This window comes from Chelativorans xinjiangensis (genome assembly GCF_009812055.1).
In the GTDB taxonomy this organism is placed as follows: Bacteria; Pseudomonadota; Alphaproteobacteria; order Rhizobiales; family Rhizobiaceae; genus Chelativorans; species Chelativorans xinjiangense.
The window spans coordinates 22810-37127 of sequence record NZ_WQNH01000012.1 but is presented as its reverse complement, the minus strand read 5'-3'; the positions used below and the strand labels follow the sequence as shown (position 1 = coordinate 37127).

Sequence of the window (14318 nt, the reverse complement as noted above, 5' to 3'; positions counted from 1 at the left end):
TTACCAGATGAAAGGACAAAACGGAATGCGGGTCGAAGTTCCCTAATCGATTGAAATAAAAAAGAACTTTGCCTTATTTCGATAACGCCGCCACGCCGGGCAGCATCTTGCCCTCCATCCACTCCAGGAAAGCGCCGCCTGCCGTCGACACGTAGGTGAAATCGTCGGCCACGCCAGCCTGATTGAGGGCGGCCACCGTATCCCCGCCTCCGGCAACAGAAATCAGAAGCCCCTCGCGCGTGCGCTCTGCCGCATGGCGCGCGGCGGCCATGGTCGCCTTGTCGAAAGGTTCGATCTCGAATGCGCCCAACGGCCCGTTCCACACCACCGTGTCGGCCCGGTCGAGCCATTCGTTGACCGCTTCGATGCTCTTCGGCCCGACGTCGAGGATCATCGCATCCTCGGGCACGGCGGACACGTCGACCACCTCGCTCTCCGCCCCCGCCTCGAACTTCTTCGCCACCACTGCATCCACCGGCAGGATGAGCGCGCAGCCGGCGGTGGCCGCGTCGATCATGATCTGCTTGGCCGTCTCGGCGAGATCATGCTCGCATAGCGATTTGCCGACCTTCGTGCCGCGCGCGGCGAGGAAGGTATTGGCCATGCCGCCGCCGATCACCAGCCCGTCCACCTTCTTCACGAGGTTCAGGAGCAGGTCGATCTTGGTGGAGACCTTGGCGCCGCCGACGATCGCCAGCACCGGCCGCTTCGGCTGGCCCAGCCCCTTCTCCAGCGCCTCCAGTTCCGCTTGCATGGTGCGCCCGGCATAGGCTGGCAGGAGATGTGCAAGGCCTTCGGTGGAAGCATGCGCGCGGTGGGCGGCGGAGAAGGCGTCGTTCACATAGATATCGCCGTTCTCGGCCAGCGCCTTGGCGAAGTCCGTGTCGTTCTTCTCCTCGCCGGCGTGAAAGCGCGTGTTCTCGAGAAGCAGGATGTCGCCATCACTCATCTCGTCGACGGCTTCCCTAGCGGCCTCGCCCACGCAGTCAGCGGCGAAATAGACGCGACGGTCGAGCGTGGCTTCCACGGCGTTGGCCACCGGCCTGAGCGAGAACTCCGCGGCCGGTTTCCCTTTCGGTCGCCCGAAATGAGCGAGCAGGATGACCTTTGCCCGGCGGTCAGAAAGCTCGGTAATGGTCGGAGCGATCCGCTCGATGCGCGTCGCATCGGTCACCGCGCCTTCCTTCATCGGCACATTCAAGTCGACACGCACAAGCACGCGCTTGCCGGCGATATCCTTAAGGTCGTCCAGGGTTCTGAAGTCGGCCATCGATCCGCTGCCTCGAAAATGTGGTGATTGTGCCGGCGAACATACAGGCCACGGCGCGCGAGGCAAGACCGCCATCACTCGTCCGGCAGGTCGGCTGTCTCCGTCGGCGTGCGCCGGCGCCGGTTTTTCCACCAGCGCCGGAAGAACATCCGAAGCCGGTCCGCCGCCTCGCCGACGCTCATGAAGACCGGCACCTGGGCGGGCTGCGCGGGCGGATCGACGGACAGGCCGATGCCGACGATACGGCCTTCCTCGTTCACCTCGCGCACAATCAGCTCGATGCTGCCGAGTGGCACGCGATCGCCATACTCCGCCCGCCCGCCCAACCGTTTGCGCACGAATTCGGCGATGGAAAGTGCCTGCTCCTCCGCATCGAGGCCGAGGGCATAGGCGGCCTCGATGTCGGCGGCGGGGCGCTCCGGGTCCACCGCGAAGGCGCCGAAGAACTCCGCATCCTCCGGATCAACTCTCGCCGGACTGGCGAAAAGCCGGTCGAGCAGTCTGGGATAGCGGTCGGGCACGAAGATATAGATGCGGTCGCCGGCCTGCAGCCTGCCGGCATAGTGAAAGCCCATCGAGCGGCCGTCGCGCACCACGAGAGAGGGACGCGCCCAGCGGGGGATGCGCTCACCGCGTTCGACCGGGCTGCCGGCGACGACGCGATAGGCCAACAGTTCGTGATGTGCCGAGCCCGGCAGTTCCAGCTCCACCTTGTCCACCGGCCCGGTGCGCGTCGGCACGACCAGTCCGAGCCGGCGGGCGAGCGGCCCGACGCTCCAGCCTTGCACCACCAGCGAGACAAGCACGATGATGAAGACGATGTTGAACAGGCTGCGGCCTCCTTCCAGCCGATCGATGAGCGGCGTAATGGCGAGCAGGATCGAGACCGCCCCGCGCAAGCCCACCCACGAGATGAAGGCCGTCTCGGCGCGCGAGAAGCGGAACGGTGCCAGGCACAGCGCCACGGCCACCGGCCGGGCGATGAAGATGAGGAAGAGCCCGATGAACAGCGCCGGCAGCGCGATCTCGGTGAACTGCGAGGGTGTGGCGAAAAGCCCCAGCACCAGGAACATGATGATCTGCGCCAGCCACGTCACCCCGTCCTGGAATCGCTTCAGCATCCCCGTCGAGCGCATCTGCGCATTGCCGGCCACAAGCCCCGCCACGTAGACGGCGAGAAATCCGGAGCCGCCGAGCGCGCCGGTAAGAGCGAAGACCAGGAGCGACAGCGCGAGCACGAAGATGGGCACGAGCCCTTGCTCGAGCCTGAGCCGCATGACCAGCCGCACGATCAGGTAACCGCCGGCAAGCCCGGCGGCGAGCCCTATACCCATCTGCTGCAGGAAACCGAGCGCCACGTCGCCGGCAAGCTGGCCCGGCTCCAGCGGGGCGCCGGCGGCAATCAGGCTGACGAGGGAAAGGGTGAGGAAGATCGCCATCGGGTCGTTCGATCCCGACTCCACCTCCAGGGTCGAGCGCACACGGTCGCGCACGAAGATATTGCCGACGCGCAGCAGGAAGAAGACGGCGGCCGCGTCCGTGGAAGCGACGGCGGCGCCGAGCAGAAAGGATTCCAGCCAATCGAAGCCCACCACAAAGTGGGCAGCAACGCCCACCAGCCCCGCCGTCAAGAGAACGCCGACCGTGGCAAGGACGATGGCCGGGAGTGCCGCGGAGCGAAAACTGGCGAAGGACGTGCCGAAACCGGAATCGAACAGGATCACCGCCAGCGCCAGCGAGCCGATGAAAAAGGCCACCGAGGCGTTGTCGAAATCGAGCCCCAAACCGTCCGTACCCGCGGCAAGGCCGATGCCGAGGAAGATGAGCAGCAATGGCGCGCCGAAGCGAAAGGCGATCAGGCTGGAGAACGCAGCAAACAGCACAAGTGCGGTGCCGATGAGCGTTATCAGGTAGATGCCTTGATCCATTACCCTCTCTGAAATGCGATTCTCGGCTAAATTGCGGTGAATGGGCAGTATAGGCAAGAGCCAAAGAAAAACGCCCGGCCGATTGGCCGGGCGTTATGGCAGAAAAACAAGAAAGAAGGCTTAATCAGCCGATCGTCTTGCCGAAGGCCACCGCCGTGTCGGCCATGCGGTTGGAGAAGCCCCACTCGTTGTCGTACCAAGACATCACCCTGACCAATTCGCCCTCGATCACCTTGGTCTGATCGAGTGCAAAGGTCGAGGAAGCGGCGTTGTGGTTGAGGTCCACGGAGACCAGCTTCTCGCCCGTATAGGCGAGAATGCCCTTGAGCGGCCCATCCTTGGTCGCCGCGACCAGCGCCTGGTTCACCTCTTCGACCGTCACCTTCTTCTTCGGCACGAACTTGAAGTCGATGACGGAGACGTTGGGCGTCGGCACGCGGATCGATACGCCGTCGAGCTTGCCGTTGAGCTCCGGCAACACCAGGCCCACGGCGCGGGCGGCACCCGTGGAAGTGGGGATCATGGACATCGCCGCCGCGCGGGCGCGGTAGAGATCCTTGTGCATGGTATCCAGCGTCGGCTGATCGCCCGTATAGGCATGGATCGTGGTCATGAAGCCCCTCTCGATGCCGAAGGCATCGTTCAGCACCTTGGCGACCGGGGCCAGGCAGTTGGTGGTGCAGGAGGCGTTGGAGATAACGCGATGCTCGGCGGTGATCTTGTCGTGGTTGACACCGTAGACCACCGTCAGGTCCGCACCGTCCGAGGGCGCTGAGACGAGCACGCGCTTGGCACCGGCCGTCAGATGCGCGGAAGCCTTTTCCTTGGAGGTGAAGATGCCCGTGCATTCGAGCACGATGTCGATATCGAGATCCTTCCACGGCAGCTTTGTGGGATCCCGCTCGGCCAGCACCTTGAAAGAGTCGGAGCCGACGACGATCGTATCGCCCTCAACCTTCACATCGCCGGGGAAACGGCCGTGCACGCTGTCATAGCGCAGAAGATGCGCATTGGTCTCCACCGGACCGAGATCGTTGACGGCGACGATATCGATATCCTTGCGGCCGGACTCATAGATGGCACGCACGATGTTGCGGCCGATGCGGCCAAATCCGTTGACGGCTACTTTAACGGTCATGAACTACCTCCGGCGAACGTGATGCGTGCCTAAAGGCACGGCGGGAAGACGCCGCTCCATAACGGCGTCCAGAATAGAATAACAGGCTTTGCCGACACCAAAGTGTGGTCCAGCGTCGCGCCTCACAATTCTTACGCAGCGGCCAGGCGCGCTTCCGCCGCCGCCACTACAGCCTCTGCCGTAATCCCGAAATGCTTGTAGAGATCCGGTGCCGGTGCACTGGCGCCGAAACCGGTCATGCCGATGAAGGCGCCGTCGGAGCCGATGAAGCGATCCCAGCCCTGGCGGATGCCGGCCTCGACGGCGACGCGTACGGGCGCCTTGCCGATGATCGCCTCGCGATAATCTTCGTCCTGCGCCTCGAACAGTTCGAAGCAAGGCACCGAGACGACGCGCGTCGGGTGCCCCCGCTCTTCCAGAAGCGCCTTCGCGGCGACCGCGATCTCGATTTCCGAACCGCTGGCGAAAAGCGTCACCTTCGCCTCGTCGCCGGCGGGCAAGAGCTCATAGGCACCGCGCGCGCACAGGTTCTCTTCCTGGTACTCGCGGCGCACCGGCTCCAGCTTCTGCCGCGTCAGTGCCAGGGTGGAGGGCGCCTTCTTCGATTCCAGGGCAAGTTGCCAGCACTCGGCGGTCTCTACCGGGTCAGCCGGCCGGAAGACGCGGTGGTTCGGGATCGCCCTGAGCGCCGCCAGATGCTCCACCGGCTGGTGCGTCGGCCCATCCTCGCCCAGCCCGATGGAATCGTGCGTCATGACGAAGATGGTGCGGATGCCCATCAGCGAGGCGAGCCGCATTGCCGGCCGCGCATAGTCGGAGAAGGTGAGGAACGTGCCGCCATAAGGAATGAGGCCGCCATGCAGCGCAATGCCGTTCATCGCCGCCGCCATGGCATGCTCGCGGATGCCGTAACGGATGTAGCGGCCGGAATAGTCGCCCGGCGTCACGTCCACCGTCTGGCTTGTCTTGGTGTTGTTGGAGCCGGTCAGATCCGCCGAGCCGCCGATGGTCTCCACCACGCAGTCATTGATGACATCGAGCGCCATCTCCGAGGCGTTGCGCGTGGCAACCTTGGGGTTTTCCTGCGCCAGCTTCTTCTTGTACTCGGCGATCGCCGACGGCAGCGCCTCCGGCAGGTCGCCGCGCATGCGCCGCTCGAACTCGCCACGCGTCTCCGCATCCGCTGCCGCCAGCCGCGCCTCCCATGCCTTGCGCTCCTTGGCCGAGCGCAGGCCTGCGAGCCGCCAATCGTCTAGGATATCCGATGGCACGACGAAGGGTTCGGCGTCCCAGCCGAGCGCCTCACGCGTCTTGGCGATCTCATCGGCACCCAGCGGCGAGCCGTGCGCCTTGTTGGTGCCCGCCTTGGTCGGCGCGCCCCAGCCGATGGTGGTCCGGAAGGCGATCATCGTTGGCCGGTCGGACCCTCGCGCCTCTTCGATGGCAGCTGTGATGGCGTCCGGGTCGTGCCCGTCCACCCGCATCGTGTTCCAGCCCGACGCCTCGAAACGCGCGCACTGGTCGGTGGAATCGGCCAACGAGACCGGCCCATCGATGGAGATCTGGTTGTCGTCGAACAGCACGATCAGCTTGGAAAGCTTCAGATGTCCGGCAAGGGCCAGCGCCTCTTGGCTGATGCCTTCCATCAGGCACCCGTCGCCCACGAGCGTATAGGTGTAGTGGTCCACGAGGTCGTCGCCGAAACGGGCGTTGAGCAGCCGTTCGGCAAGCGCCATGCCCACCGCATTGGCAAAGCCTTGGCCGAGCGGCCCGGTGGTCGTCTCGATGCCCGCTGCCTCGCCATATTCGGGATGGCCGGCCGTGCGGGAGCCGAGCTGGCGGAAATTCTTGATTTCGTCGATGGTGATGTCTTCGTAGCCGAGCAGGTAAAGCAGCGAGTAGAGCAGCATCGACCCGTGACCCGCCGACAGCACGAAACGGTCGCGGTCCGCCCAGTGCGGGTTCTTCGGGTCGTGCGTCATGAAGCGCGTGAACAGCACCGTGGCGATGTCGGCCGCCCCCATCGGCAGGCCGGGATGGCCGGACTTCGCCTTTTCGACGGCGTCCATGGACAGAAAGCGGATCGCGTTCGCCATCCGGTCGTGTTTTTCGCGTGAAATCATCTTTGCTCGCTGATCGGCTGCCGGCATTTTCAGGCATTGGGCGGTGTCGCGCCCGAGAAAGCAGGCGACACATAGCAGGTGCGCTGCCCAAGTCAATAAACGGCCGCGGGGCCGGAAAGTTCGGGCGCCGCCCCGAAAGCAAAAGCAAATCGGGGGATAGCCGCCAAGTGTGTTGACGCCGGGTTCATCCGCCGCGTAATCTTTCAGGGGTAAAATCTTATGATTGCGCACAATTCGCAGGCGGGCGGGCTGGGAATGGGTTGCAATGAACGGTGATACCACACTCAGAGAAGTAATCGGCCGCCTTGGCAAAGCCATAGAGGGGCTGGAAGCTGCTGCCGATAACCGGATCGAGAAGGAACAGGACTACGCCGAAGCCGAAGCCGAAGTGCAGCGCATGGGCGCCGACCGCACCCGCCTCGCCCAGGAGATCGACAAGTCCGAAGCGCGCGCGGAACGCCTGGCCGAGGTGAACCGAGAGGTCTCGCGCAGGCTGGTGACGGCCATGGAGACCATCCGCGCCGTCTTGGATCGATAGGCTCATGGCACAGGTAACGGTCACCATCGACGGCAAGGCCTACCGCATGGCCTGCGACGAGGGTCAGGAGGAACACCTGATCGACCTCGCCCAGCGGTTTGACCGCTATGTCGCGCATCTGAAGGAGTCCTTCGGCGAAATCGGCGACCAGCGCCTCACCGTGATGGCCGGCATCATGGTGATGGACGAGTTTGCCGAGTTGCAGAAGCGTGTCCACGGCATGGAGAGCGAGATCGCCACCCTGCGCAAGACGCGCGACGACGCGCTCTCGAAGGCCGGCAAGAACGACGCTACGCTGACCGGCACATTGGCCGAGCTTGCCGAACGCATCGAGGCGGTGGCATCAAAGCTGGCCAAGTCCTAACCTATCGGCGGCGTGGCGTGCGGTGATTGGCCCTTTCCCCTGCTCGGTGCCATCGCGGGAGCGCTGCTTCGTTGGCCAGGATGACGGGCGGGGCGATTTGCCACCCGGATCCGCAGAGTGGATAAGAAGAGCGTCGGCATATGACAAAGCCCAGGAATCCAGTCCAGCTCGGCGTCGTAGGCGCGGCCCACGGCATCCGCGGTGAGCTGCGCGTAAAGCCGTTCACCGACGATCCTATGGCGCTTGGCCGCTACGGTCCCCTCTTCACCGCGGACGGCCGCGCGCTGACTGTCGCCTCCGTCCGGCCCGCCAAGGATGTCGTGATCGTTCGTTTCGGAGACGTAACGGACCGCGACGCAGCGGAAGCCTTGACGGGCGAGGCCCTGTTCGTGGACCGCTCCGTTCTGCCGGAGGAACTTGAGGAAGAGGAATTTTATCACGCCGATCTGGTGGGGCTGCCCGTCTTCGACGAAACGCAGGAGGAAATCGGCAAGGTGGTCGCCATCCACAATTTCGGGGCCAGTGACATCCTCGAAATTCGCCCCGACGCCGGGCCGACGCTCATGGTCCCTTTCACCCGCGAAGCAGTGCCGAAGGTAGATGTTGCCGAGGGTATCGTGCATCTCGACAGCTCCGCCGCCGGCCTCGACCACCAGAAGCCGATCGATGAAGATGCACATCCGGACCCGAAGGCGCGCCCACGCGGACCCAAATCGGCCGGGGGCAACCGGTGAGCTTCCGCGCCACCGTGCTGACCCTCTATCCCGAAATGTTCCCGGGGCCGCTCGCCGTTTCGCTCGCCGGCCGCGCCCGGGCCGCCGGCACCTGGTCGCTGGAGACCGTGCAGATCCGCGACTTCGCCACTGACAAGCACCGCAGCGTCGACGATACGCCCGCCGGCGGCGGGGCAGGCATGGTCATGCGCGCCGACGTGCTGGCGCACGCCATCGACCATGCCGCCCCCGAAGGCGACCCGCGCCCGAAGCTCCTCATGAGCCCGCGCGGCATCCCGCTCACCCAGGCCCGCGTGCGCCAACTCGCCGCCGGCCCCGGCGCCGTCATCCTCTGCGGCCGCTTCGAGGGCGTCGACCAGCGCCTCATCGAGGCGCGCGCCCTGGAGGAGGTCTCCATCGGCGACTACGTCCTCTCCGGCGGCGAGCCAGCCGCCCTCGTGCTGCTGGACGCGGTGGTGCGCCTCCTGCCGGGTGTCATGGGCAATGAAACCTCCGGCACCGAGGAGAGCTTTGAAAGCGGCCTCCTCGAACACCCGCACTACACGAGGCCGCAAAGCTTCGAGGGCCGCGAAATCCCGGAAGTGCTCCTGTCTGGCAACCATCGCAAGATCGCCGAATGGAGGCTCGCCGAGGCGGAGAAACTGACGGCGGAGCGGCGACCGGACCTGTGGGCCGCGCACCAGAAGGCGGGAAAAGCCAAGTGAGCACCTTGCTGAAGATCGAGGCGGCATTTAGCCTTGGCTACGGCCTGAAGCACCCGAGCGACTTCAAGGATACGCGTCTGGGCCGCATCGGCGGCTGACGTCCCGCGCTTGCCCCATTATGGGCCGCCGTCTGTTAATTCCACCGCCTGTTGATTCCCTATGTGATGTGGTGTATGTGCGCCGCACCGGAGCTGCCATGGGGGTCCATGGCCGGAACTTAAAGCTAAAGAACGTGAATTCGCTCCTGCGCTTCCCTGGGAGGCGCACCTTTCAGGCGGTCAAGCAGGACTGCCGGTGGGACGAGCGCTCTGGCGGTCGCCAAGAACAAGAGGACAGGACGATGGACCTTATCCGTCAGCTCGAGGCCGAGCAGGCCCAGAAGATCGCCGCCCAGCGCACCCTTCCCGATTTCTCGCCTGGTGACACCGTGCGCGTGCAGGTGCGCGTCACCGAGGGCACCCGCACCCGTGTGCAGGCCTATGAGGGCGTGTGCATCGCCCGCGCCGGCGCCGGCCTCAACGAGAACTTCACCGTGCGCAAGATCTCCTACGGCGAGGGCGTGGAACGCGTCTTCCCCGTCTATTCGCCGCTGGTCGAGGCGGTCGAGGTGGTGCGCCGTGGCAAGGTGCGCCGCGCCAAGCTCTATTACCTGCGCGACCGCCGCGGCAAGTCGGCCCGCATCAGCGAGAACACCGGCGCCCGCGCCCGCAAGCTGAACGACGCCGAGCGCCAGGCCTCGGCCGACGAGAAGGCCCGCATCGAGGCCGAGAAGATCGCCGCGGCGCAGGCGCTGGCTGCCGAGAAGGCGGCGGAGGAAGCAGCCGAGGCCAAGGCGGCGGAAGCCGCCAACCAGGAGGCCGCTCCGGCTGAGGCGCAGAGCGAGTAGGCCTCGTTCAAGCCGATACCTGTTTCTGAAAAGAGCGCCGTCCGGCGCTCTTTTTTGTTGCTGCCTGCGCGTGCGGGTTCCTGTGAACCGCGCAAACGGTATCCACCTTCTTCATCCGATGCTCTAAGGTGCGGTCCCGAACCCGGCCGCGGATGCGGTCAGCCACAGGGGGAATCCATCATGTCGTTTCGTACGTTTCTTGCCGGGACGTTCGCCGTCTTTGCCGCCACGGCTGTCACCCATGCGCAGGGCCTGCCGGATCTGGGCGGCCGCAGCGTCACCGTGGTGACGGAAAACGCCTATCCGCCGCTGCAATTCATCGATCCAAAGACCGGGCAGCAGATCGGCTGGGAGTACGACGCCATGGAGGAGATCGCCAAGCGGCTTAATTTCGAGGTCGCCTATCAGAACATCAGCTGGGAGGCGATGATCCAGGCGGTCTCCGACGGGCAGTACGACATCGGCATGACCGGCATCACCATCCGCGACGACCGCAAGGAGAGCGTCGACTTCTCCGCCCCCTACATGCATTCGGAAATGCGCATGCTGGTGCGCACCGACGAAGAACGTTTCACCGATGCGGAGAGCTTTGCGGCGGAGGAGGGCCTGCTGATCGCCGCGCAGCCCGGCACCACGCCCTTCTACGTCTCCGTCTACGACGTGCTCGACGGGAACGAGCAGAACCCGCGGATAAAGCTCTTCGAAACGTTCGGGGCGACGGTCCAGGCGCTCAGGGCCGGCGATGTCGATCTCGTGCTCACCGACGGTGTGGCCGCCAATGGCTATGTCGAAGCTTCAAACGGTGCTCTGAAGGTCATCGGCGAGCCGCTCGGATCGGAGGATTTCGGCTTCATCTTTCCCAAGGGCTCCGATCTCGTCGGTCCCATCAACGCCGCGATCGCCGCGCTCGAGGCCGACGGCACGCTCGACGCGCTCAATAAGAAGTGGTTCCTCGATTACAAGCTGGGCGAATGAAACCACGCATGAAGGGTGAAGGGGGCGCCGACCGCCGCCGCTGATGGCCTCTCCCCGACCCGCCGCAGCCGATAAGGAGTTCCCCTGGTGGCTTGTCGCCGCCACGGCGATTGCCGTCGGCGTCGCCGTGTATGTGGCGACGAGCGATCTCTATACGCAAATCATCTCCACCGTATCGCGCGGCGTCCTCATCACCGTCTTCGTCACCGTCACCGGCTTTGCGCTCGCCTCCGCGCTGGGGCTCGTGATGGCGCTGATGGCCTTGTCGAAGAGGGCGCTGCTGCGCCAGACGGCGCGTTTCTATGTCGAGATCATCCGCGGCGTGCCGGTGCTTGTGCTCCTGTTCTGGATCGCCTTCGCCGGCGTGCCGGCATTCGTAGCGGGCTGGAACGCGCTTACCGGCCCGCTGCAGGAGGCCGGGCTGACCGGTGCGCTCCAGGTGCGCGACGTCTCCCTTCTGTGGCGCGCCGTCATCGCGCTCACCATCGGCTATTCCGCCTTCATCGCCGAGATCTTCCGTGCCGGCATCCAGTCTGTGGACGAAGGGCAGATCGAGGCTGCCCAGGCGCTCGGCCTCACGCGCTTCCAGCGCTTCCGCCTCATCGTCATGCCCCAGGCGCTGCGCACCATCCTGCCGCCGCTCGGCAACGACTTCGTGGCCATGGTGAAGGACTCTTCGCTGGTCTCGGTGCTTGGCGTGGCCGACATCACGCAGATGGGCAAGATCTACGCCTCCGGCTCCTTTCGCTTCTTCGAGACCTATTCCATCGTCGCCTATATCTACCTGCTCCTGACCATCAGCCTGTCGCTGGCGCTGCGCGCGCTGGAGCGGCGCCTGCGCCGCACCGAGGCTGCCTGAACCGGAACCCCTTCCGCCGGCAGGGCGTTCACCGCCCCATGGACGCGCTCCTTCAGGAATTTGTGCCGCAGACAACTCTGCCCTGGCAGGTGATCGCCGTCCGCCTCGCGCTGTCCCTTGTCCTCGGCGGTATTCTGGGCTTCGAGCGGGAGCTGCTCGCCCGCCCGGCCGGCCTGAGGACCCATATGCTCGTCTGCCTCGCCTCGGCCACGTTTGCCATCGTTGCGATGGAGATCGTCTCCATGCCGGTTTTCCAGGACGAGAGCGTGCGGGCCGACCCCGTCCGCCTCGTCGAGGCGATCACCTCGGGTGTGGCTTTCCTCGCCGCCGGGTTCATCATCTTCAAGCGCGGCCATGTGCGCGGGCTGACCACGGGCGCCGGCATGTGGCTCGCCGCCGCCATTGGCCTGGCCGTGGGGCTCGGCCTGTGGCTGGTCGCAACGCTCGCCTGCCTGTTCGGCGCTCTGGTGCTCGCCGCCATGCGCCAACTGGAGATACGGTTCGATCTGAAAAACCGGACTGACGACGAGTGAGTATCCATCCGCGCCTCCAATTGCCGAAAGCGCAAAACGCTGGTATGACGCGGCCCATGGAAGAGATTTTCGCACATCCATCCTGCAAGAGCTTCGTTCTGCAGGACGTAAAGCGTCTGCCGGGCCGCTTTTTCGCGCGCATTTCCGGCGCGCTTTTGTGCCGACTTCCCTGAGCGGACGAGACACCGCCCTCGGGCATTTTCCCTCTCCGCTTTCGAGGAACAGCAGACTATGACCAAACCCAGCACGCTCTACGACAAGGTATTCGACGACCATCTGGTCGACCGGCAGGACGACGGCACCTGCCTCATCTATATCGACCGCCACCTGGTGCACGAGGTTACCAGCCCGCAGGCCTTCGAAGGCCTGCGCCTGGCCTCGCGTACAGTGCGCCACCCGGAAAAGACGCTCGCCGTGGTCGACCATAACGTGCCGACCTCGCCGGACCGCAAATTCGGCATCAAGAACCCGGAAAGCCGCATCCAGGTCGAGGCGCTGGCCAAGAACGCCGCCGATTTCGGCATCGAATATTACAACGAGGCCGACCAGCGGCAGGGCATCGTCCATATCGTCGGGCCCGAGCAGGGTTTCACGCTGCCCGGCATGACCATTGTCTGCGGCGACAGCCACACCTCAACCCACGGCGCCTTCGGCGCCCTGGCGCACGGCATCGGCACCTCCGAGGTCGAGCACGTGCTGGCCACACAGACACTCATCCAGCGCAAAGCCAAGAACATGCTCATCCAAGTGGACGGCAAGCTGCCGGAGGGCGTGACGGCCAAGGACATCATCCTCGCCATCATCGGCGAGATCGGCACCGCCGGCGGCACCGGCCACGTGATGGAATATGCCGGCGAGGCGATCCGCGCCCTCTCTATGGAAGGCCGCATGACGGTCTGCAACATGTCCATCGAGGGCGGCGCGCGCGCCGGCATGATCGCCCCGGACGAGACGACCTACGCCTATATCAAGGACCGCCCCCGAGCGCCCAGGGGCAAGGCCTGGGATATGGCACGCGCCTATTGGGAGACGCTGCATTCCGACGAAGGCGCCCATTTCGACCGCGTCGTCAAGCTCGACGCGGCCAACCTGCCGCCCATCGTTACCTGGGGCTCCTCGCCCGAGGATGTGATGTCGGTCACCGGCGCCGTGCCCGACCCGGACCTCATCCCGGACGAGAACAAGCGCTTGTCGAAGAAGCGCGCGCTCGACTATATGGGCCTCACGCCCGGCACCAGGATCACCGACATCGCGCTCGACCGCGTTTTCATCGGCTCCTGCACCAACGGCCGCATCGAGGATCTGCGCGAAGTGGCGAAGGTCGCCGAAGGCCGCAAGGTGCACGAGCATGTCAACGCCATGATCGTGCCGGGTTCCGGCTTGGTGAAAGCCCAGGCCGAAGCGGAGGGTCTCGACAAGATCTTCATCGAGGCCGGCTTCGACTGGCGCGAGCCCGGCTGCTCCATGTGCCTCGCCATGAACGACGACCGCCTGAAGCCGGGCGAGCGCTGTGCTTCGACCTCGAACCGCAACTTCGAGGGCCGCCAGGGCTTCAAGGGCCGCACCCACCTCGTCTCGCCCGCGATGGCGGCAGCGGCGGCGATCGCCGGTCACTTCGTGGACATTCGCGAGTGGCGCTAGGGCAATTCCAGGAAAAGTGGAAACCGGTTTTCCGTCCAGAATTGCGATAAAACAACGAGTTAGAACAGTTCATCGATTCCATGAAACGATGAACTGTTCTAGGCTGAGCCCCGCCTTTCCCTCCCCCTGAGGGCCCTCGAGGGGAGGGCTGTCGCATATAGGTTCTCTTTGTTCGGCTTCGCCGGACCCCCACCCTCAATCCCTCCCCATCCTGAGCCTGTCGAAGGGGGGAGGGGAGTTGCTAGCGCCGCGCCTTCCCTGGCGAAGGACGTGCCTATCCGTTGCCGCGCTTCATCCGAAGCCGGGCTATGTCAAAGAACTGGGAAGCGGGGCGCGTTGTCCGAGCCACTCAATTTTTTTTTAGGCGCGTCCAACGCGCCCCGCCGGAGTCTGTCCCGACAGTCGGCCGGTCACTCGGGCCTTTCTCCTTCCCGGCCGCACCCAATTGGGGGTGGTCTCAGCCGGGCCGAACAAAAGCCCTGGCGGCTTCTCCGCAATGCCGGCAACGCTGTCACCCAGCGCTCCCGGCACCGCCGGCCTGTCGCGGGCCCTCAGGCCTCCGGGTACCGAGCCCGAAGGGAGAGGTCTCCGCCGCTCTCCCTGATCCCCGGTCCGGACCCGGTTC

At 65.1% G+C, this 14318-nt stretch carries 14 protein-coding genes; 10 read left to right on the top strand and 4 right to left on the bottom strand.

Going from position 1 to position 14318, the window contains the following annotated elements; translation table 11 throughout:
* Positions 1 to 73: 73 nt before the first annotated feature.
* The 4 genes from GM910_RS10875 to tkt form a co-directional block, all read right to left on the bottom strand.
* Positions 74 to 1270 (bottom strand): phosphoglycerate kinase, encoded by a 1197-nt coding sequence (locus GM910_RS10875; protein ID WP_159587573.1) that lies wholly within the window; start codon positions 1268 to 1270, stop codon positions 74 to 76.
* Between the two features lie 74 nt (positions 1271 to 1344).
* Positions 1345 to 3198 carry a potassium/proton antiporter gene (locus tag GM910_RS10870; protein ID WP_159587572.1) on the bottom strand — a complete coding sequence of 618 codons (1854 nt, stop codon included), beginning with the start codon at positions 3196 to 3198 and terminating at the stop codon, positions 1345 to 1347.
* Positions 3199 to 3322: 124 nt separating this feature from the next.
* Positions 3323 to 4336, bottom strand: coding sequence for a type I glyceraldehyde-3-phosphate dehydrogenase (gene gap, locus GM910_RS10865; protein ID WP_159587571.1), 1014 nt, complete (start codon positions 4334 to 4336; stop codon positions 3323 to 3325).
* Positions 4337 to 4467: 131 nt separating this feature from the next.
* On the bottom strand, positions 4468 to 6459 hold the full coding sequence (gene tkt / locus GM910_RS10860) for a transketolase (protein ID WP_159587570.1): 1992 nt from the start codon (positions 6457 to 6459) through the stop codon (positions 4468 to 4470).
* 265 nt (positions 6460 to 6724) lie between these two features.
* Between tkt and GM910_RS10855 the strand changes: the two genes are divergently transcribed.
* The 10 genes from GM910_RS10855 (at position 6725) to leuC (ending at position 13693) form a co-directional block, all read left to right on the top strand.
* Entirely contained in the window at positions 6725 to 6997 is a 273-nt protein-coding gene (locus GM910_RS10855) for a DUF4164 domain-containing protein (protein ID WP_159587569.1), read from the top strand.
* A gap of 4 nt (positions 6998 to 7001) precedes the next feature.
* Complete coding sequence (locus GM910_RS10850; RefSeq protein ID WP_159587568.1) at positions 7002 to 7361, top strand: cell division protein ZapA; 360 nt, start codon at positions 7002 to 7004, stop codon at positions 7359 to 7361.
* Positions 7362 to 7501: 140 nt separating this feature from the next.
* Positions 7502 to 8095 carry a ribosome maturation factor RimM gene (gene rimM / locus GM910_RS10845; RefSeq protein WP_159587567.1) on the top strand — a complete coding sequence of 198 codons (594 nt, stop codon included), beginning with the start codon at positions 7502 to 7504 and terminating at the stop codon, positions 8093 to 8095.
* Complete coding sequence (trmD, locus tag GM910_RS10840) at positions 8092 to 8799, top strand: tRNA (guanosine(37)-N1)-methyltransferase TrmD (protein ID WP_159587566.1); 708 nt, start codon at positions 8092 to 8094, stop codon at positions 8797 to 8799. Before rimM ends, trmD begins: the two co-directional genes overlap by 4 nt.
* Entirely contained in the window at positions 8796 to 8897 is a 102-nt protein-coding gene (locus GM910_RS27220; RefSeq protein WP_246225994.1) for a DUF4260 domain-containing protein, read from the top strand. Before trmD ends, GM910_RS27220 begins: the two co-directional genes overlap by 4 nt.
* Positions 8898 to 9139: 242 nt before the next feature.
* Positions 9140 to 9685 (top strand): 50S ribosomal protein L19, encoded by a 546-nt coding sequence (gene rplS, locus GM910_RS10835; RefSeq protein WP_159587565.1) that lies wholly within the window; start codon positions 9140 to 9142, stop codon positions 9683 to 9685.
* Between the two features lie 180 nt (positions 9686 to 9865).
* Positions 9866 to 10660 carry a transporter substrate-binding domain-containing protein gene (locus GM910_RS10830; protein WP_159587564.1) on the top strand — a complete coding sequence of 265 codons (795 nt, stop codon included), beginning with the start codon at positions 9866 to 9868 and terminating at the stop codon, positions 10658 to 10660.
* 43 nt (positions 10661 to 10703) lie between these two features.
* Positions 10704 to 11519, top strand: coding sequence for an amino acid ABC transporter permease (locus GM910_RS10825; protein ID WP_159587563.1), 816 nt, complete (start codon positions 10704 to 10706; stop codon positions 11517 to 11519).
* Between the two features lie 38 nt (positions 11520 to 11557).
* Positions 11558 to 12052, top strand: coding sequence for an MgtC/SapB family protein (locus tag GM910_RS10820; protein WP_159587562.1), 495 nt, complete (start codon positions 11558 to 11560; stop codon positions 12050 to 12052).
* Positions 12053 to 12283: 231 nt separating this feature from the next.
* Positions 12284 to 13693 carry a 3-isopropylmalate dehydratase large subunit gene (gene leuC, locus GM910_RS10815; protein WP_159587561.1) on the top strand — a complete coding sequence of 470 codons (1410 nt, stop codon included), beginning with the start codon at positions 12284 to 12286 and terminating at the stop codon, positions 13691 to 13693.
* The last annotated feature ends 625 nt before the right edge of the window (positions 13694 to 14318 follow it).

Excerpts from the sequence above, each read along its gene's own strand:
- GM910_RS10875 (WP_159587573.1), bottom strand. The coding sequence starts at position 1,270 with ATGGCCGACTTCAGAACCCTGGACGACCTTAAGGATATCGCCGGCAAG.
- GM910_RS10870 (WP_159587572.1), bottom strand. The coding sequence starts at position 3,198 with ATGGATCAAGGCATCTACCTGATAACGCTCATCGGCACCGCACTTGTG.
- gap (WP_159587571.1), bottom strand. The coding sequence starts at position 4,336 with ATGACCGTTAAAGTAGCCGTCAACGGATTTGGCCGCATCGGCCGCAAC.
- tkt (WP_159587570.1), bottom strand. The coding sequence starts at position 6,459 with ATGATTTCACGCGAAAAACACGACCGGATGGCGAACGCGATCCGCTTT.
- GM910_RS10855 (WP_159587569.1), top strand. The coding sequence starts at position 6,725 with ATGAACGGTGATACCACACTCAGAGAAGTAATCGGCCGCCTTGGCAAA.
- GM910_RS10850 (WP_159587568.1), top strand. The coding sequence starts at position 7,002 with ATGGCACAGGTAACGGTCACCATCGACGGCAAGGCCTACCGCATGGCC.
- rimM (WP_159587567.1), top strand. The coding sequence starts at position 7,502 with ATGACAAAGCCCAGGAATCCAGTCCAGCTCGGCGTCGTAGGCGCGGCC.
- rplS (WP_159587565.1), top strand. The coding sequence starts at position 9,140 with ATGGACCTTATCCGTCAGCTCGAGGCCGAGCAGGCCCAGAAGATCGCC.
- GM910_RS10830 (WP_159587564.1), top strand. The coding sequence starts at position 9,866 with ATGTCGTTTCGTACGTTTCTTGCCGGGACGTTCGCCGTCTTTGCCGCC.
- GM910_RS10825 (WP_159587563.1), top strand. The coding sequence starts at position 10,704 with ATGGCCTCTCCCCGACCCGCCGCAGCCGATAAGGAGTTCCCCTGGTGG.
- GM910_RS10820 (WP_159587562.1), top strand. The coding sequence starts at position 11,558 with ATGGACGCGCTCCTTCAGGAATTTGTGCCGCAGACAACTCTGCCCTGG.
- leuC (WP_159587561.1), top strand. The coding sequence starts at position 12,284 with ATGACCAAACCCAGCACGCTCTACGACAAGGTATTCGACGACCATCTG.